This window comes from Xanthomonas sp. LMG 12459, from assembly GCF_009192905.1.
Taxonomy (GTDB): Bacteria; Pseudomonadota; Gammaproteobacteria; order Xanthomonadales; family Xanthomonadaceae; genus Xanthomonas_A; species Xanthomonas_A sontii.
On the sequence record NZ_NSGT01000088.1, the window covers coordinates 12,626 to 30,400 of the forward strand.

The 17,775-nt window shown below is 68.5% G+C and carries 17 protein-coding genes; 10 read left to right on the forward strand and 7 right to left on the reverse strand.

All coding sequences use genetic code 11. The features are described from left to right. The first annotated feature begins 63 nt into the window (after window positions 1-63). From CEK65_RS17610 to CEK65_RS17620, 3 genes are all read left to right on the forward strand, one after another. Window positions 64-456: a DUF4124 domain-containing protein gene (locus CEK65_RS17610; RefSeq protein WP_017907460.1), complete on the forward strand. Its 393-nt coding sequence runs from the start codon at window positions 64-66 to the stop codon at window positions 454-456. A gap of 89 nt (window positions 457-545) precedes the next feature. Then, window positions 546-2,240 carry a proline--tRNA ligase gene (locus CEK65_RS17615; protein ID WP_152182530.1) on the forward strand — a complete coding sequence of 565 codons (1,695 nt, stop codon included), beginning with the start codon at window positions 546-548 and terminating at the stop codon, window positions 2,238-2,240. 250 nt (window positions 2,241-2,490) lie between these two features. Then, a complete protein-coding gene (locus CEK65_RS17620) occupies window positions 2,491-2,952 on the forward strand; it encodes an H-NS histone family protein (protein WP_152182531.1) in 462 nt (153 codons plus the stop codon). Window positions 2,953-3,011: 59 nt separating this feature from the next. On the opposite strand, the gene CEK65_RS17625 is transcribed toward CEK65_RS17620, so the two are convergent. Further along, entirely contained in the window at window positions 3,012-4,271 is a 1,260-nt protein-coding gene (locus tag CEK65_RS17625) for a threonine/serine exporter family protein (RefSeq protein ID WP_017907457.1), read from the reverse strand. A 100-nt stretch (window positions 4,272-4,371) separates the two neighbouring features. On the opposite strand from CEK65_RS17625, the gene CEK65_RS17630 reads away from it, so the two are divergent. From CEK65_RS17630 to CEK65_RS17645, 4 genes are all read left to right on the forward strand, one after another. Further along, a complete protein-coding gene (locus CEK65_RS17630) occupies window positions 4,372-5,484 on the forward strand; it encodes an ABC transporter permease (RefSeq protein ID WP_010340194.1) in 1,113 nt (370 codons plus the stop codon). 81 nt (window positions 5,485-5,565) lie between these two features. Further along, window positions 5,566-6,387, forward strand: coding sequence for an ABC transporter ATP-binding protein (locus CEK65_RS17635; protein ID WP_017907456.1), 822 nt, complete (start codon window positions 5,566-5,568; stop codon window positions 6,385-6,387). A 4-nt stretch (window positions 6,388-6,391) separates the two neighbouring features. Beyond that, a complete protein-coding gene (locus CEK65_RS17640) occupies window positions 6,392-7,318 on the forward strand; it encodes an MlaD family protein (protein ID WP_043093283.1) in 927 nt (308 codons plus the stop codon). Continuing rightward, entirely contained in the window at window positions 7,315-7,989 is a 675-nt protein-coding gene (locus CEK65_RS17645) for an ABC-type transport auxiliary lipoprotein family protein (RefSeq protein ID WP_152182532.1), read from the forward strand. The genes CEK65_RS17640 and CEK65_RS17645 overlap by 4 nt, the downstream gene beginning before the upstream one ends. A 586-nt stretch (window positions 7,990-8,575) precedes the next feature. Here the strand turns inward: CEK65_RS17645 and CEK65_RS17650 are convergent. Then, window positions 8,576-9,151: an alpha-ketoglutarate-dependent dioxygenase AlkB gene (locus CEK65_RS17650; protein WP_152182533.1), complete on the reverse strand. Its 576-nt coding sequence runs from the start codon at window positions 9,149-9,151 to the stop codon at window positions 8,576-8,578. Between the two features lie 113 nt (window positions 9,152-9,264). Between CEK65_RS17650 and CEK65_RS17655 the strand changes: the two genes are divergently transcribed. Continuing rightward, window positions 9,265-10,908 (forward strand): electron transfer flavoprotein-ubiquinone oxidoreductase, encoded by a 1,644-nt coding sequence (locus CEK65_RS17655; RefSeq protein ID WP_152182534.1) that lies wholly within the window; start codon window positions 9,265-9,267, stop codon window positions 10,906-10,908. A 97-nt stretch (window positions 10,909-11,005) separates the two neighbouring features. On the opposite strand, the gene CEK65_RS17660 is transcribed toward CEK65_RS17655, so the two are convergent. Then, on the reverse strand, window positions 11,006-11,638 hold the full coding sequence (locus CEK65_RS17660) for a CoA transferase subunit B (protein WP_017917117.1): 633 nt from the start codon (window positions 11,636-11,638) through the stop codon (window positions 11,006-11,008). Between the two features lies 1 nt (window position 11,639). Beyond that, entirely contained in the window at window positions 11,640-12,377 is a 738-nt protein-coding gene (locus CEK65_RS17665; RefSeq protein ID WP_017907508.1) for a CoA transferase subunit A, read from the reverse strand. Window positions 12,378-12,510: 133 nt separating this feature from the next. On the opposite strand from CEK65_RS17665, the gene CEK65_RS17670 reads away from it, so the two are divergent. Continuing rightward, the gene (locus tag CEK65_RS17670) at window positions 12,511-13,857 is read left to right on the forward strand and encodes a phosphomannomutase (RefSeq protein WP_152182535.1); all 1,347 of its coding nucleotides are present in this window, start codon (window positions 12,511-12,513) and stop codon (window positions 13,855-13,857) included. Between the two features lie 44 nt (window positions 13,858-13,901). Then, window positions 13,902-15,305: a mannose-1-phosphate guanylyltransferase/mannose-6-phosphate isomerase gene (locus tag CEK65_RS17675; RefSeq protein WP_152182536.1), complete on the forward strand. Its 1,404-nt coding sequence runs from the start codon at window positions 13,902-13,904 to the stop codon at window positions 15,303-15,305. Window positions 15,306-15,388: 83 nt separating this feature from the next. Here the strand turns inward: CEK65_RS17675 and rfbD are convergent, their stop codons facing one another. The 3 genes from rfbD to rfbA are packed head-to-tail and all read right to left on the reverse strand — an operon-like array spanning window position 15,389 to window position 17,741. Continuing rightward, window positions 15,389-16,303 carry a dTDP-4-dehydrorhamnose reductase gene (rfbD, locus tag CEK65_RS17680; RefSeq protein WP_017917121.1) on the reverse strand — a complete coding sequence of 305 codons (915 nt, stop codon included), beginning with the start codon at window positions 16,301-16,303 and terminating at the stop codon, window positions 15,389-15,391. Then, window positions 16,300-16,857, reverse strand: a complete 558-nt coding sequence (rfbC, locus tag CEK65_RS17685) for a dTDP-4-dehydrorhamnose 3,5-epimerase (protein WP_026143888.1) — start codon at window positions 16,855-16,857, stop codon at window positions 16,300-16,302. The genes rfbD and rfbC overlap by 4 nt, the downstream gene beginning before the upstream one ends. Continuing rightward, the gene (gene rfbA / locus CEK65_RS17690) at window positions 16,854-17,741 is read right to left on the reverse strand and encodes a glucose-1-phosphate thymidylyltransferase RfbA (RefSeq protein ID WP_017917123.1); all 888 of its coding nucleotides are present in this window, start codon (window positions 17,739-17,741) and stop codon (window positions 16,854-16,856) included. The genes rfbC and rfbA overlap by 4 nt, the downstream gene beginning before the upstream one ends. Between the last annotated feature and the right edge of the window lie 34 nt (window positions 17,742-17,775).

Consider the following 17,775-nt stretch of genomic DNA (forward strand, 5'->3'; position numbering starts at 1 on the left):
CGACTTGCCAGGCCCGTCGGCGGGTGCTGCAATCGGCGCTCCCGCCGCGCCCTGGAGACCGAGATGCGCGCCCTGCCCCGGTTTTGCTGCCTGCCCCTGCTCGCCGTCAGCGGCATGCTCGGCGCCACCACCCTGTACCAATGGAAGGACGCGCAGGGCGTTACCCACTATGCCGAGACCCCGCCCCCCGGCGGCAAGTACCAGGTGCGCAAGGTCGACACCCGTGGCGACGCCCCGGCCGAGACACCCGAGGTGGCCCCGGCCGAGAACGCCAAGTGCCTGACCGCGCGCAAGAACCTGGACATCCTCGACAAGCCCGGCAAGATCACCACCGACAGCGACGGCGACGGCAAGCCGGACGGGGAACTGGACGAATCCCAGCGCGGCGCGCAGAAGGCCCTGGCCGAGGCCGCGATCAAGGCCTACTGCACCCCGGCCGCCGCACCCGCCAAGTAAGCCGAACGCGCGCGGCCGGCCGCGGGCGATGCCCGCAGCGCCGGCAATGACTGGCAAAATGGGCGACCCGCCGTCTGCGAAGCCCCTCGATGCGCCTTTCCCAGTTCCACCTGCACACCACCAAGGAAACCCCGGCCGACGCCGAACTGGTCAGCCACCAGCTGATGCTGCGCGCGGGCATGATCCGCAAGCTCGCCTCCGGCCTGTACACCTGGTCGCCGCTGGGCCTGCGCGTGCTGCGCAAGGTGGAAGCGGTGGTGCGCGAGGAAATGAACCGCGCCGGTGCGGTGGAAGTGCTGTTCCCGACCATCCAGCCGCGCGAGCTGTGGGACGCCACCGGGCGCTGGAGCAAGTTCGGCGGGCTGATGCTGCGCATGCAGGACCGCAAGGAACAGGACTACTGCTACAGCCCGACCGCCGAAGAGGCCGCCGCCGATTTCGCGCGGCAGGAGCTGAGCAGCTACAAGCAGTTGCCGGTCAATTTCTACCAGATCCAGACCAAGTTCCGCGACGAGATCCGCCCGCGCTTCGGGGTGATGCGCGCGCGCGAATTCCTGATGAAGGATGCCTACTCGTTCCACATCAGCGACGAGGACCTGGCGCGCGAGTACGAGAACATGAAGGCGGCCTACACCCGCATCTTCACCCGCCTGGGGCTGCAGTTCCGCGCGGTGCAGGCCGATTCGGGCGACATCGGCGGCGACGCCTCGCAGGAATTCCACGTGCTGGCCGCCTCCGGCGAGGATTCGCTGGCGTTCTCCACCGGCTCGGACTACGCGGCCAACGTCGAAGCCGCCGTCGCCGCGGCCCCGGCCCCGCGCCCGGCTGCCGGCGAGGAGCTGCGCAAGGTCGCCACGCCCACCCAGAAGACCTGCGAGGCGGTGGCCGAGCTGCTCGGCCTGCCGCTGCAGCGCACGGTCAAGTCGGTGGCGGTGATGGCTGGCGAAAGCTTCGTGCTGGCGCTGGTGCGCGGCGACCACACGGTCAACGAGATCAAGCTGGGCAAGGTCGCCGGCCTGGCCGGCTACCGCATGGCCAGCGAGGCCGAGATCCTCGCGCACCTGGGCAGCGAGCCGGGCTTCCTCGGCCCGCTGGGCCCGCGCCAGGCGATCCGCGTGGTCGCCGACCGCGACGTGGCGGCGCTGGCCGACTTCGTGGTCGGCGCCAACGAACGCGGCTTCCACCTGGCCGGGGTCAACTGGGGCCGCGACCTGCCGGAACCGGACGCCGTCGCCGATCTGCGCAACGTGGTCGAGGGCGAGCGCGCCCACGACGGCGGCGAGATCCGCCTGGCCCGCGGCATCGAGGTCGGCCATGTGTTCCAGCTCGGCCGCCAGTATGCGCAGGCGCTGGACGCCACCGTGGTGGACGAGAATGGCAAGACCGTGACGCTGGCGATGGGCTGCTACGGCATCGGCATTTCCCGCATCGTCGCCGCGGCGATCGAGCAGAACCACGACGACGCCGGCATCCGCTGGCCGCAGCCGATGGCGCCGTGGACGGTGGCGGTGTGCGTGATCAATCCCAAGCGCGATCCGGCGGTCGACGCCGCCGGCGAGGCGCTGCTGGCCGAGCTGCAGCAGGCCGGACTGGACGCGGTGCTGGACGACCGCGGCCTGCGCCCCGGCGCGATGTTCGCCGATATCGAATTGATCGGCGTTCCGCACCGGGTGGTGGTCTCGGAGCGGGGCCTGGCCGCCGGCACCTTCGAATATCGCGCGCGCAGCGGCGGCGATGCCGAACACCTGGATCGGACCGCCTTGCTGGCACGCCTGCAGGCATGACGAAAGGGCCGGGAGGATATCCCGGCCCTTTTTCTTTACGCCGCCGTCACGCCTTATGGGGGAAACCAGAGCGGTCTGTTTTCAATTGATTACGGCCGCCAGGGATCCATAAGGACATATTCCCACGGCATTGCGACCGAAAATACCCGCCGCGAATTAAGCAGGGTATTTGTCAATCCGATAAAGCATCATTATGATCCTGCGCTGGCCAGGGAATGGCGGAAGCCACCACCCATTTTCCGGAGTAAAGATGACCATCGATCTCAGTGGCCTGTCGGCCAAGCAGTTGGGCGCCCTCATCAAGACCGCCAAGAAGCAGCAGTCCATCGTCGCCAAGCGCACCCCCATCGCCAAGGTCCGCACCCAGCTGGCGCGCCTGGCCAAGAGCCACGGCTACAGCATCGAGGAAGTCTTCGGCGGCGCCCCCGCCGCGCGCGGTCGCAAGGCCGGCAAGCCGGGTCCGAAGCCGGGCCGCAAACTGGGCAAGGTTCCGCCGAAATACCGCAACCCCGCCAATGCCGCCGAAACCTGGACCGGCCGCGGCAAGCAGCCGCGCTGGCTGGCCGATCTGGTCGCCAAGGGCAAGAAGGTCGACGATTTCCTGATCGCCGGCGGCGCCGCCAAATCCGCCGCGCCGGCCAAAAAGACCGCCAAGAAGGCGGTCAAGCGCGTCCCCAAGAAGGCCAGCAAGAGCGCTGCGCCGAAGGCCTGATCCGCCACGGCAACCGCAGTCGAAACGCCGGCGCATGCCGGCGTTTTTTATTGCCGCATTCAAAGATTCTTGCGCGCCGGCACCAACAGATTGCCGAACAGCAGGCCGGCGACCAGCGCCATCACGATATTGGTCACCGTCAGCAGCGCCGATTGCCCGCCGAGCACGTCCTGCTGCTGGACCAGGGTCAACAGCCCGCGCAAGCTGGCACTCCCGGGCACCAGCATGATGATGCCCGGCAACCGCACCAGCGCACCCGGCCGGTGCACGATGCGTCCGAACAGATTGCCGGCCGCGGTCAATACCATCGCCGACAGGAAGATGCCGACCGGGCTGCCCCAGGCGTCGCCGGCGAAACGCGCGATCGCGTAGCCGGCCACCGATGCCGCCATCACGAACGGATAATCGCGCAGGCTGGCCTTGAACAGCAGTGCGAACGCGTAGGCGGCCACCAGCAGCGAGGCCCATTCCACCCAGCCGTGCTGCGGCCGCGATGCCCGCACCATCGGCTCCAGGCCCAGCAGTTGCGCCAGGGTCACCGCGATCACCGCGCCGACGGTCAGCTTGACGATGGTAGTGACCGCGCCGGCGAAGCGCGCCGTGCCCGAGACCCAGTGCTGGCTGGTGAGTTCGTTGACCGCATTGGTCAGCGCCATACCCGGCAGCAGCACCACCAGCGAGGCGATGATCACCGTATTGAGATTCAGCGGCGCCACGAAACTGGCCACCAGGGTCGCGACGAAACCGGCCAGCAAGGCCGCCAGCGCGTCGTTGGCTTCCTTGGTGGCCGGGCGCTTGTCGGTGAGCTGGGTGAGCACGCCGATCAGCAGGCCGATCGCGCTGGCGGTGGCGATGTCCAGCCACGGCAGGCGCCACAACCCGGCCACGCCGGCCGCGGCCAGGCCGAAGCCGAGCACCTGCATCGCCATCCAGCGCCGCCCCGGCGGCTGGTCCAACTGGCGCAGCGCGGTGTGGCCCTGGGCCACGCTCATGCGCCCGCTGGCCACGTCGTCGGCGATGCGGTCGGCGACGCTGAGCTTGTGCAGGTCGTTGTCGCCGGGCGCCAGCCGCACCACGCGGGTGATGTCGCTGGAGCCGATCGCCTTGGTCGGGTCGCTGAAGCTGAGGATCAGCCCGGTCGGGTTGGACCAGGGCTCGCAGTCCAGGTCCAACTGCTGCGCCAGCGCCACCACCGCCGCCTCCAGCCGCTGCGCGGTGGTGCCGTAGGTGTGCAGTCGCCCGGCGATGTCGGAAACGAAGGCGATGCGCTGCGCGTAGGTCGCGTTGGCGGAGGGACTGACGGTGGGAGCGGCGGGCATGTCGGCTAGTATGGCGCGAACGCCGCGCCCGGCCACCCCGTCGCGATCACCACATCTGCAACACGGGCGAAACAGGTATGCTCGCGCACCGGACGCCCCCATGATCGAACCGCAACCGCCCAAACTCAGCCAGGACGACCGAGACCCCTCGCGGGTGCGGCTGACCGGCAGTTGGACCCTGGCCACCGCCCTGGCCTCCTCGGAAGTGCTGCGCGGCATGCCGGCCGGCACCACCGGCATCGACGCCAGCGGCATCGGCCAGCTGGATTCGGCCGGGGTGCTGCAACTGATGCGCTACGCCACCCGCAACGGCATCGCCCACGAGGCGCTGGATTTCCGCCAGGATCACCGCGCCCTGGTCTCGACCATCGAGGACGTGGCCGACGACCGCCCCAAGCGCAAGCGCGACTACGGTTTCGCCGCGGCGCTGGAACGCCTGGGCTACGCGGTGCACCGCAACGGCAAGGAAATCGTCGCCCTGGTCGGTTTCCTCGGCGAGACCCTGGTCAAGCTGCTGCGGCTGCTGCACGCGCCGCGCCGGTTCCGCCTGACCGCCACCGTGCACCACATGGAGCAGGTCGGCCTGGACGCGGTGCCGCTGGTGGCGCTGCTGTCGTATCTGGTCGGCGCGGTGATCGCCTTCCTCGGCTCCACGATCCTGCGCGACTTCGGCGCCGAGATCTACGTGGTGGAACTGGTCAGCATCGCCTTCCTGCGCGAGTTCGCGGTGCTGCTGACCGCGATCGTGCTGGCCGGACGCACCGCCAGCGCGTTCACCGCGCAGATCGGCGCGATGAAGGCGCGCGAGGAGGTCGACGCGATCCAGACCCTGGGCCTGGACCCGATGGATCTGCTGGTGATCCCGCGGCTGGTGGCGCTGCTGCTGATGCTGCCGCTGCTGACCTTCGTGGCGATGATCGCCGGTCTGGCCGGCGGCGTCACCGTCGGCGCCTTCGACCTGGGCATCCCGCCGCAGATGTACCTGGCGCGCATGCACGACACCATCCAGATCCGGCACATGCTGGTGGGCCTGTCCAAGGCGCCGATCTTCGCCATCGTGATCGGCCTGATCGGCTGCCTGGAGGGACTGCGCGTGGAAGGCACCGCGCAGTCCGTCGGTGAGCGCACCACCTCCAGCGTGGTGCAGACGATCTCGCTGGTGATCATCATCGACGCGATCGCCGCGCTGTGGTTCATGAACATGGGGTGGTGAGTTGAAGCCGGGAATCGGGAATCGAGAATCGGGAATGGGGAACGCCGGCCGCGTCAGCGACGTCGACCGGGAGCGCATGCCTTGACCATTCCCGATTCCCCACTCCCGATTCCCGACCAGGAACTCGCCATCTCCGTCCGCGGCCTGGTCAATCGCTTCGGCAGCCAGACCGTGCACGAGGACCTGGACCTGGACGTGCGCCGCGGCGAGATCCTCGGCGTGGTCGGCGGATCGGGCACCGGCAAGTCGGTGCTGATGCGCACCATCCTCGGCCTGCGCGAGCCCGATGCCGGCAAGATCCAGGTGCTCGGCGTGGATACCGATTCCGGCCGCCGCGCCGATCGCCTGCACGTGGAGCGCAACACCGGCGTGCTGTTCCAGGACGGCGCGCTGTTCTCCTCGCTGACCGTCGGCGAGAACGTGCAGGTGCCGCTGAAGGAGCATTTCGGCGAACTGCCCGACAGCTGGCACTACGAGCTGGCGCTGCTGAAGGTGAAGCTGGCCGGCCTGCCCGCCGACGCGCTGAACAAGCTGCCGTCGCAGCTGTCCGGCGGCATGCGCAAGCGCGCCGGGCTGGCGCGCGCGCTGGCGCTGGATCCGCCTCTGTTGTTCCTGGACGAACCCACCGCCGGCCTGGACCCGATTGGCGCGGCCGCTTTCGACCGGCTGATCCGCACCCTGCAGGAAGCGCTGGGCCTGACCGTGTTCCTCATCACCCACGATCTGGACACCTTGTACGCTATCTGCGACCGCGTGGCGGTGCTGGCCGACCGCAAGGTCATCGCCAACGCGCCGCTGGCCGAGATCGAGCAAGTGGACCATCCGTGGATCCAAGAGTATTTCCACGGCCCGCGCGCCCGCGCCGCGCGCGATGCCAAGACCGCCTGGACCGAGACCCCCTGAGCCCATGGAAACCAAAGCCAATTACGTGCTGATCGGCGCCTTCACCATCGTGGTGGGGATCGCGCTACTGCTGTTCGGACTCTGGGCCGCCAAATACTCCTCCGACCGCACCTGGCAGGAATACCGCGTGGTGTTCCGCGAGGCGGTGACCGGCCTGTCGGTCGGCAGCCCGGTGCAGTACAACGGCATCGCGGTGGGCTCGATCACCGAGCTGACCCTGGCGCCGAACGATCCGCGCCAAGTGGTGGCGCGGATCCGGGTCAACTCGACCACGCCGATCAAGAGCGACACCCGCGCCAAGCTGGGCATCACCAGCCTGACCGGCCCGTCGATCATCCAGCTCTCCGGCGGCACTCCGGAAGCGCCGTCGCTGACCTCGATCGACAACAGCGATGCGCCGATCATCCAGACCACGCCCTCGGCGCTGCAGAACATCACCGACACCGCCAACCGCATCGTCGAGCGCCTGGACGAGGTGCTCAGCGACCGCAACGTCGCCAGCATCACCGCCACCCTGCACAACCTGGAGACCATCAGCGGCGGCCTGGCCGACCGCGACCAGGGCATGCAGTCGCTGATCGTCAGCGCGCGCGATGCGGCGCGCAACCTGGACACCACGCTCAAGACCACCAACGGCACCATCCAGCGCCTGGACCAGAACCTGGTGCAGCAGCTGCCGCCGATCCTGGACAAGCTGGAGGACACGCTGAGCAAGCTGGATTCGGCCGCCGGCAATGCCGACAAGATCCTTGGCGAGAACCGCTCGGCGATCAACAGCTTCGCCAACGACGGCCTCGGCCAGCTCGGCCCGACCCTGACCGAACTGCGCGGTCTGATCCGCGACCTGCGCCGGGTCAGCGACCGCCTGGACAACAATCCCGCGCGCTACCTGCTCGGCCGCGACGCCCCGAAGGAGTTCAAACCCAAATGAAGCCGATGCGCGCCTTCCTCCTGCTCGCCGTCCCGGCCCTGCTGCTGGCCGGCTGTTCGCTGCCCGGCGGCAACAAGGAGCCGGTGACGATCTACGCGCCGGACGTGCGGGTCACCGCCGACCCGGCCTGGCCGCAGGTGAGCTGGCAACTGGCGCTGACCAAGCCCAGCGCCGCGCGCGTGGTCGACAGTTCGCGCATCGCGGTGCGGCCGACGCCTGACGAACTGCAGGTGTACGGCGGCGTCAGCTGGGCGCAACCGGCCACCGACATGCTTGAGGACATGCTGCTGCGCGCGTTCGAGGATTCCGGGCGCATTCCCGGCGTGGCCCGGCTCGGCACCGGCATCCGCGCCGACTACAAGCTGCTGCTGGACCTGCGCCGTTTCGAATCGGACTACGCCGGGCGCACGGTGCCGTCGGCGACCATCGAGCTCAACGCCAAGCTGCTGTACAGCGCCGACCAGCGCGTGGTCGCCTCGCGCACCTTCCTGGTGACCCAGCCCGCCGCCGGCACAGCCGAATCGCAGGTGGTCGACGCCTTCGGCCAGGCCATGTCGCAACTCGGCCACGACGTGGTCGGCTGGACCCTGCAGCAGGGCCAGGCCGACGCCACCACCGCGCTGGCGCCCAGCGTGCCACCGCCGGCCAGCCAGAAGCCACCGCGGCGCTGATGACTCCCTCCCCCATCGGGAGAGGGGTCGGGGGTGCGGCGGCCGCGGAGCCGTCTTCTCCAGACACCTCCCTAGCCACCCAACCCTCATCCGCCCCTTCGGGGTACCTTCCCCCAAAAAGGGGGCCGTGGTCCCGGCGGGAAAAGGGATCACGGCTTCGCTCCCCTCTCCCACCGGGAGAGGGGCCGGGGGTGAGGGTGCGACGACCGCGGAGTCGTCTTCTCCAGACACCTCCCCAGCCACCCGACCCTCATCCGCCCCTTCGGGGCACCTTCTCCCAAAGGGAGAAGGGCTCACAGCTTCGCTCCGCTCTCCCACCGGGAGAGGGGTCGGGGGCGAGGGTGCGACGACCGCGGAGCCGTCTTCTCCAGACACCTGCCTAGCCACCCAACCCTCATCCGCCCCTTCGGGGCACCTTCTCCCAAAGGGAGAAGGATCACGGCTTCGCTCCCCTCTCCCACAGGGAGAGGGGTCGGGGGTGAGGGTGCGGCGGCCGCGGAGTCAGTTCCCCAGACACGCCCCTAGCCATCCGACCCTCATCCGCCCCTTCGGGGCACCTTCTCCCAAAGGGAGAAGGAATCAGGCATCACACGATCCTGCGGAAGGTCAGATTGATCCGCTCCCCCACCGGCTTGGTCGTACGCGGCAGCGCATGCTGGTACAAGCGCTGGGTCTCGCCCGCCATCAGCAGCAGCCCGCCGGAGGTCAGTTCCAGCGCCTGGCGCAGTGCCGGCTCCCGACGATGGCGCAGCACGAAGCGACGCGTCGCACCCAGGCTCAGCGAGGCGATCACCGGCGTCGGACCGAGTTCGCGCTCGTCGTCGCTGTGCCAGCCCATGGCGTCGCGGCCGTCGCGGTAACGATTGGCGAGCACGCTGTTGAACGCCACCCCGGTCTCGGCCACCAAGCGCGCGCGCAGCGGCAGCAGCGCTGCTGGCCACGGATGCGGCGCGAAGCGGGTGCCAGAATAACGGTAGCTGGCGTCGGCGTCGCCGATCCAGCAGCTCAGCCGCGGCGAATCGACCAGCTTGCCGAACAGGCGGATGCGGTGCACCTCCCATGGCACGTCCTGCAGCAACTGCGCGCACAGCGCCGACGCCGCAGCTGGGTCCAGCCACTCGGGATACCAGCGCAGATCCGCGCCGGGCAGGTCCAGTTCCATCGCACCACGCTAGCATGCCGGCCACCACCATACGCCGGCGTGCGGAATTTGCCCCTTCACGCGCAAACCCTGAAAATGCAGGCAGCCAGAACGAGCCAACGGGAGCGGAGCAGATGACGGGAACCGAGGGCGGCGCCAACGCGCCGCAGCCAGTGGAGCGCGACGTCATGGAATACGACGTCGTCACCGTCGGCGCAGGCCCGGCCGGGTTGGCGTTCGCGATCCGGCTCAAGCAGCTCAACCCCGACCTCTCGGTCTGCGTGATCGAGAAAGCCAGCACCATAGGCGCGCACATCCTGTCCGGCGCGGTGATCGAACCGGCGCCGCTGGATGCGCTGCTGCCGGGCTGGCGCGACAACCCGCCGCCGATCTGCGTACCCGCGGCCGAGGACGAGTTCTGGTACCTGAGCAAGGACGGCGGGCACAAGTTCCCGATGGTGCCGCCGGGCATGCGCAACCACGGCAACTTCATCGTCAGCCTCGGCGCGATGTGCGCCTGGCTGGCGCCGCAGGCCGAGGCACTGGGCGTGGAGATCTACCCGGGCTTCGCCGCCGCCGAGACCCTGCACGCCGAGAACGGCACGGTGCTGGGCGTGCGCATCGGCGACATGGGCGTGGCCAAGGACGGATCGCACAAGCCCGGCTACACCGCCGGCATCGACATCCGCGCCAAGGTCACGGTGCTGGCCGAAGGCGCGCGCGGACACCTGACCAAGCGCCTGATCGCGCGCTTCGGGCTCGACGCCGGGCACGATCCGCAGGCGTTCTCGATCGGCATCAAGGAGCTGTGGCAGCTGCCCGAAGGCCGCGTCAGCCCCGGCAAGATCGTGCACACCCTGGGCTGGCCGGCCGACAGCAAGACCTATGGCGGCAGCTTCCTGTACCACCTGGAGAACAACCAGGTGGCGCTGGGCTACGTCAGCGGCCTGGACTACCACGACCCCGAATACCGCCCGTGGGAAGCCTTCCAGCAATGGAAGAACCACCCGATGATGAAGTCGCTGCTGGACGGCGGCACCATCCTCTCGGCGGGTGCGCGCGCCATCGCCAGCGGCGGCTGGCAGTCGCTGCCGAAGGTGGAGATGCCCGGCGCGCTGCTGATCGGCGACACCGCCGGCCTGCTCAACGTGCCCAAGATCAAGGGTACCCACCAGGCGATCCGCAGCGGCATGCTCGCCGCCGAACACCTCGCCGCCGGTGCCGCGCTGGACCCGGCCGGCTTCGACGCGCGCCTGCGCAACTCCGAAGTGATGGCCGAGCTCCGTCAGGTACGCAACATCAAGCCCGGCTTCAAGAAGGGGCTGTGGTTCGGCCTGCTCAACGGCGCCTGGGAAACCCTGGTCAAGGGCGCCTCGCCGTGGACGCTGAAGGTCGGTGCCGACTGGAAGAGCCTGGACCGGCTGGGCGAGCACGAGCAACCCAAGCGCGATTACGTGCAGCGCGAGCTGGCGCCGCGCGACCGCCTGCAGGGCGTGTACTTCGCCGCCACCGAGCACGACGAGGACCAGCCGGTGCACCTACACGTGCTCGATCCGCAGATCTGCGTGACCCGCTGCACCGAGGAATACGGCAACCCCTGCACGCGCTTCTGCCCGGCGGCGGTGTACGAGATCGTCGACGACGCGGCCGGCAAGCGCCTGCAGATCAACGCCGCCAACTGCGTGCACTGCAAGACCTGCGACATCAAGGATCCCTACGCGATCATCGACTGGGTGACGCCGGAAGGCGGCTCCGGGCCGAATTACCAGAACCTGTGAGCGCATGTCGTCTGCGACGCGATGTCGCAGAGCGGCATTTACTCACGTGCTGCGCTTATGCGCTCATTGAGAAAGGGGCAGTAATTTCGCCTCCCATTTAGGCAAGGCGAAACGGCACGCCGGTCTTGGCGACCAGTTCGGCCTCGTCCACACCCTCGGCGGTTTCCACCAGCACCAGGCCGCTGTCGGTGACGTCGAACACGGCCAGGTCGGTGATGATGCGGTCGACCACGCCGACGCCGGTCAGCGGCAGGTCGCAGGCCGGCAGGATCTTGTGACTGCCGTCCTTGGCCACGTGTTCCATCAGCACGACCACGCGCTTGACCCCGGCCACCAAGTCCATCGCCCCGCCCATGCCCTTGACCATCTTGCCGGGCACCATCCAGTTGGCCAGGTCGCCCTTCTCGCTCACTTGCATCGCGCCGAGAATCGCCAGATCGATATGACCACCGCGGATCATCGCGAAGGAGTCGTGGCTGCCGAAGTAGCTGGCGCCGGCGCGGGCGGTGACGGTCTGCTTGCCGGCGTTGATCAGGTCGGCGTCGACCTCGTCCTCGGTCGGGAACGGGCCGATGCCGAGCAGGCCGTTCTCCGATTGCAGCCACACGTCCACGCCCTCGGGAATGTGGTTGGCGACCAGGGTCGGCAGGCCGATGCCCAGGTTCACGTAGGCGCCGTCGGTGAGTTCGCGGGCGGCGCGCTGCGCCATGTCGTCGCGGGTCCAGGCCATGTCAGGCGTCCTTCTGGCGCAGGGTGCGCTGTTCGATGCGTTTTTCGGGATGCGGGTTGTGCACGATGCGGTCGACGTAGATGCCGGGCAGGTGCACCTGGTCCGGATCCAGGCTGCCGGTCTCCACGACGTCCTCGACCTCGGCGATGCAAAGCTTGCCGGCCATCGCGCAGGCCGGGTTGAAGTTGCGCGCGGTCTTGCGGAACACCAGGTTGCCAGCGGCATCGGCCTTCCACGCCTTGACCAGGGCCACGTCGGCGCGCAACGCGGTCTCCAGCACGTAGTGCTTGCCGTCGAACTCGCGGGTCTCCTTGCCCTCGGCCACCACCGTGCCGTAGCCGGTGGCGGTGAAGAACGCGGGGATGCCGGCACCACCAGCGCGCAGGCGCTCGGCCAGGGTGCCCTGCGGGTTGAACTCCAGTTCCAGTTCGCCGGCCAGGTACTGGCGCTCGAACTCCTTGTTCTCGCCGACGTAGGACGAAATCATCTTGCGGATCTGCCGCGTCGCCAGCAGCTGGCCCAGGCCGAAGCCATCGACGCCGGCATTGTTGGAGATCACCGTGAGGCCGCCGACGCCGCTGTCGCGCAAGGCCGCGATCAAGGCCTCGGGAATACCGCACAGGCCGAACCCGCCGACCGCCAGGGTCTGTCCGTCCGCCACCACATCGGCCAGCGCCGTGGCCGCATCGGGGAAAAGCTTGCCGCGCCGCCCGCCCGCAGGGGTAGAGGTGTCGCCCATTCGCCAGCTCCGCATTGGAATGTAGACAGCTAGTTTAGCCGCTTGGGGACTGCGACCCCCGCCGCACCGCCGCAACGACCGATTAAGCGCCGTAACGTTACACTCCGGCTTCCCCCAACTAGGACCCTCTTCCATGTCGCTTCCCGCATTCAAGGCCTACGACATCCGCGGTCGCGTACCCGACGAACTGAACGAGGACTTGGCCCGCCGCATCGGCGTGGCGCTGGCGGGGCAATTGGGTAGCGGCCCGGTGGTGGTCGGCCACGACGTGCGCCTGGCCAGCCAGGGGCTGCAGGACGCGCTGTCGGCGGGCCTGCGCGCCAGCGGCCGCGAGGTCATCGACATCGGCCTGTGCGGCACCGAGGAAGTGTATTTCCAGACCGACCACCTGCAGGCCGCCGGCGGCGTGATGGTCACCGCCAGCCACAACCCGATGGACTACAACGGCATGAAGCTGGTGCGCGAGAACGCGCGCCCGATCAGCTCCGATACCGGCCTGTTCGCGATCCGCGACACCGTCGCCGCCGACACCGCGGCGGCCGTCGAGCCGACCGCTGCCGAGCACCACCGTCCGGACAAGAGCGCCTACATCGAACACCTGCTCAGCTATGTCGACCGCGCCACGCTCAAGCCGCTGAAGCTGGTGGTCAATGCCGGCAACGGCGGTGCCGGCGCCATCGTCGATCTGCTGGCGCCGCACCTGCCGTTCGAGTTCGTGCGCGTCTTCCACGAGCCGGACGGCCACTTCCCCAACGGCATTCCCAACCCGCTGCTGCCGGAGAACCGCGCCGCCACCGCCAACGCGGTCAAGCAGCACGGCGCCGACTTCGGTATCGCCTGGGACGGCGACTTCGACCGCTGCTTCTTCTTCGACGCCGACGGCCGCTTCATCGAGGGCTACTACCTGGTGGGCCTGCTGGCGCAGGCGATCCTGGCCAAGCAGCCGGGCGGCAAGGTCGTGCACGACCCGCGCCTGACCTGGAACACCATCGAACAGGTCGAAGAAGCCGGCGGCATCCCGGTGCTGTGCAAGAGCGGCCATGCCTTCATCAAGGAGAAGATGCGCAGCGAAAACGCCGTATATGGCGGCGAAATGAGCGCGCACCATTACTTCCGCGAATTCGCCTACGCCGACTCGGGGATGATCCCGTGGCTGCTGATCGCCGAACTGGTGTCGCAGTCCGGCCGCTCGCTGGCCGACCTGGTCGAGGCGCGCATGCAGAAATTCCCGTGCAGCGGCGAGATCAACTTCAAGGTCGCCGACGCCAAGGCCGCCGTGGCGCGGGTGATGGAGCACTTCGCCTCGCATGCGCCGACGCTGGACTACACCGACGGCGTCAGCGCCGAATTCGCCGACTGGCGTTTCAACCTGCGCAGTTCCAACACCGAACCGCTGCTGCGCCTGAACGTGGAAACCCGCGGCGACGCGGCGCTGCTGGAGCAGCGCACCCAGGAGATCTCCGAGCTGCTGCGCGGCTGATCCCACCACCCTCCCCCTAGACGCACTATGGAGTTCCATCGCCCATGAGCGACGTCCTTCCCATCATCCTGTCCGGCGGCTCCGGCACGCGCCTGTGGCCGTTGTCGCGCGAGTCGTATCCGAAGCAGTTCCTGCCGCTGGTCGGCGAACAGAGCATGCTTCAGGCCACCTGGCAGCGCGCGGCCCCGGTCGCCGCGCATGCCCCCATCGTGGTCGCCAACGAGGAGCACCGCTTCGTCGCGGCCGAGCAATTGCAGCAGATCGGCGTGAAGCCGCATGCGATCCTGCTCGAACCCAAGGGCCGCAACACCGCGCCGGCGATCGCCGTGGCGGCGCTGGAGGCCGCGCGCGATGGCGCCGATCCGCTGTTGCTGGTCCTGCCGTCCGACCACGTGATCGGCGACGAAGCCGCCTTCCAGGTAGCGGTACGCGTGGCCGCCGTTGCGGCCGAGCAAGGCAAGCTGGTGACGTTCGGGATCAAGCCGACCGCACCGGAAACCGGCTACGGCTACATCAAGGCGGCGGCCGGCGACGGCGCACGCGCGGTCGAGCGCTTCGTCGAAAAGCCCGACCTGGCGACCGCGAAAAGCTACCTGGCCTCTGGCGAGTACTACTGGAACAGCGGCATGTTCCTGTTCCGCGCTTCGCGCTACCTGGAAGAACTGCGCAAGTTCCAGCCCGCCATCGCCGATGCCTGCACCAAGGCCTGGCAATCGGCCAAGCGCGATGCCGACTTCACCCGCCTGGACAAGGAGGCCTTCGCCGCCAGTCCCTCCGATTCCATCGACTACGCGGTGATGGAGAAGACCGCCGACGCGGTGGTGGTGCCGCTGGACGCCAAGTGGAGCGACGTCGGCTCGTGGTCGGCGCTGCTGGACGTGTCGCCGCAGGACGCCAACGGCAACGCCCACCATGGCGATGTGATCGAGATCGATTGCCGCAACACCTACGCCTACGGCTCGCGCCTGATCGCGATGGTGGGCCTGCAGGACGTGGTGGTGGTGGAGACCGACGACGCGGTACTGGTCGGCCATCGCCAACGCATCCAGGAAGTGAAGGACATCGTCGGCAGGATCAAGGCCGATGGGCGTTCCGAAGCCACCTGGCACCGCAAGGTGTACCGCCCGTGGGGCGCCTACGATTCGATCGACAACGGCCAGCGCTTCCAGGTCAAGCGCATCACGGTCAAGCCCGGCGCCACGCTGAGCCTGCAGATGCATCACCACCGTGCCGAGCACTGGATCGTGGTCAGCGGCACCGCCGAGGTCACGCGTGGCGAAGAGGTGCTGCTGCTCACCGAGAACCAGAGCACCTACATCCCGCTCGGCGTGACGCATCGTTTGAAGAACCCGGGCAAGCTGCCGCTGGAGCTGATCGAAGTGCAGTCGGGCAGCTACCTGGGCGAGGACGACATCGTGCGCTTCGAGGACACCTACGGGCGCACCTGAGTTCGGCGCGCGCCGCAAACGCAAAGAGCCGGGCATTGCCCGGCTCTTTGTTTTTCGGCTGCGTGGTTTAACGTGTGCGGCGGTCAGGCGGCCGGCGCTGCCGCGGCGAGTTCGCCGATCACCTGGCGCAGACCATCGCGCCACTGCGGCAGCTCCAGCGCGAAATCGCGCTGCAGGCGCGACACGTCCAGGCGCGAATACGCCGGACGCTTGGCCGGGGTCGGATAGTCCGCGGTGGTGATCGGCAGCACACGCGGCGCGCGCGGCAACAATCCCGCCGCCACCGCCTCGGCGAAGATCGCCTCGGCGAAACCGTGCCAGGTGGTCTCGCCGGCCGCGGTCAGATGCCAGGTGCCGGACGGCAGCGTCGCGCGCTGGGCCAGCACGCGCGCGGTGACATCGGCGATCAGCACCGCCGGCGTCGGCGTGCCGACCTGGTCGGCGACCACCTTGAGTTCGTCGCGGTCGGCGCCGACCCGCAACATGGTGCGCAGGAAATTGTGCCCGTGCGCGGCGTAGACCCAGGCAGTGCGGAAGATCAGGTGCTGCGCCCCGGAGGCGCGGATCGCCTCTTCGCCAGCGAGCTTGGTGGCGCCGTACACGCCCAGCGGCGCGGTCGGCGCGTCCTCCGGATAAGGCTGGGTGCCCTGGCCATCGAACACATAGTCGGTGGAGTAATGCACCAGCGGCATGCCGTGCGCCGCGCACCAGGCGGCGATCGCCGCCGGCGACTCGGCATTGGCGCGGTGCGCCGCTTCCGCGTCCTGCTCGGCACGATCGACCGCAGTGTAGGCCGCGGCGTTGACCACCGCCGTCGGCCGCAGCCGGTCCAGCAGTTCGCCCAGGGTCTGCGGCTGGTCGAAATCGGCGCGCTCGCAGGCGCTGCCGTCTGGCAACTGGCCGCTGCGCGTGGTCGCGACCACCGGCCCCTGCCCGGCCAGCGCCCGCAGCAGTTCCTGCCCGACCTGGCCGTTGCCGCCGAAGACCAGCACGCTCATGGCTGGTAGACCGGCAGGCGCTCGACCGGGATGTCGGCCAGGGACGGCGCAACCGCGTCCTTGCCCGACAGCACCGGCTCGGAGATCGGCCAGTCCACGCCGATCGCAGCATCGTCCCAGCGCACGCCGGCATCGGCTTCCTTGACGTACACGTCGGTGCACAGATAGCTGAACACCGCGCGCTCCGACAGCACGGCAAACCCGTGGGCGAAGCCTTCCGGAATCCAGAACTGCTTCTTGTTCTCCGCGCTCAGCACCACCGCGGCCCAGCGGCCGAAGTGCGGCGAGCCGTGGCGGATGTCGACGGCGACGTCGTACACCTCGCCTTCCAGCACGCTGACCAGCTTGCCCTGCGGCCGCGGCCACTGGTAATGCAGGCCGCGCAGCACGCCCTTGGCCGAGGTGGAGACGTTGCTCTGCACGAACTTGGTCGGCAAGCCGTGTTCACCAAAACGCTCGGCGTTCCAGGTCTCGAAGAAATAGCCACGCGCGTCGCCGAACACTGCCGGCTCGATCACCACGCAGCCAGGCAGATTGGTTTCAATCACTTTCACGGAACGGATCCTCGTACAGCCAGTTCATGCAGGTAGGTGCCATAAGCGTTCTTGCGCAGCGGAGCGGCAAGTGTCTCCAGCTGCGCCGCGTCGATCCATCCCTGCCCGAAGGCGATCTCTTCCGGGCAGCAGACCTGCAGGCCCTGTCGCGACTGGATGGTCTCGATGAAATTGGAGGCCTCGTGCAGCGACTGGTGGGTGCCGGTATCCAGCCACGCGTAGCCGCGACCCAATGCCTCCAGGTGCAGTTCGCCGGCCTCCAGGTAACGGCGGTTGAGATCGGTGATCTCCAGTTCGCCGCGCGGCGACGGCGTCAGCTCCGCGGCATGGTCGCTGGCCTGACCATCGTAGAAATACAGGCCGGTAACCGCGTAGTTGGAGCGCGGCTTGGCCGGCTTTTCCTCGATGTCGATGACCTTGCCGGAGGCGTCGAACTCGGCCACGCCGTAGCGCTCGGGGTCGTTGACCCAGTAGCCGAACACGGTCGCGCCATGCTGGCGCGCATCGGCGCGGCGCAGGGTCTCGGTCAGGCCGTGGCCGTGGAAGATGTTGTCGCCCAGCACCAGGCAACTCGGTTTGCCGGCGACGAAGTCGCGGCCGATCAGGTAGGCCTGGGCCAGCCCGTCCGGGCTCGGCTGCACCGCGTACTGGATGTCCATGCCCCACTGCGCGCCATCGCCCAGCAGCGCCTGGAACAGCGCCTGCTCGTGCGGGGTGTTGATGATCAGCACCTCGCGGATGCCGGCCAGCATCAGCACGCTGAGCGGGTAGTAGATCATCGGCTTGTCGTACACCGGCAGCAGCTGCTTGCTGACGCCCTTGGTGATCGGGTACAGCCGCGTGCCGGAGCCGCCAGCGAGGATGATGCCCTTGCGTTGTGTCATGAGGTATTTCCTGGTGAAGTCCGCACGCGCATGG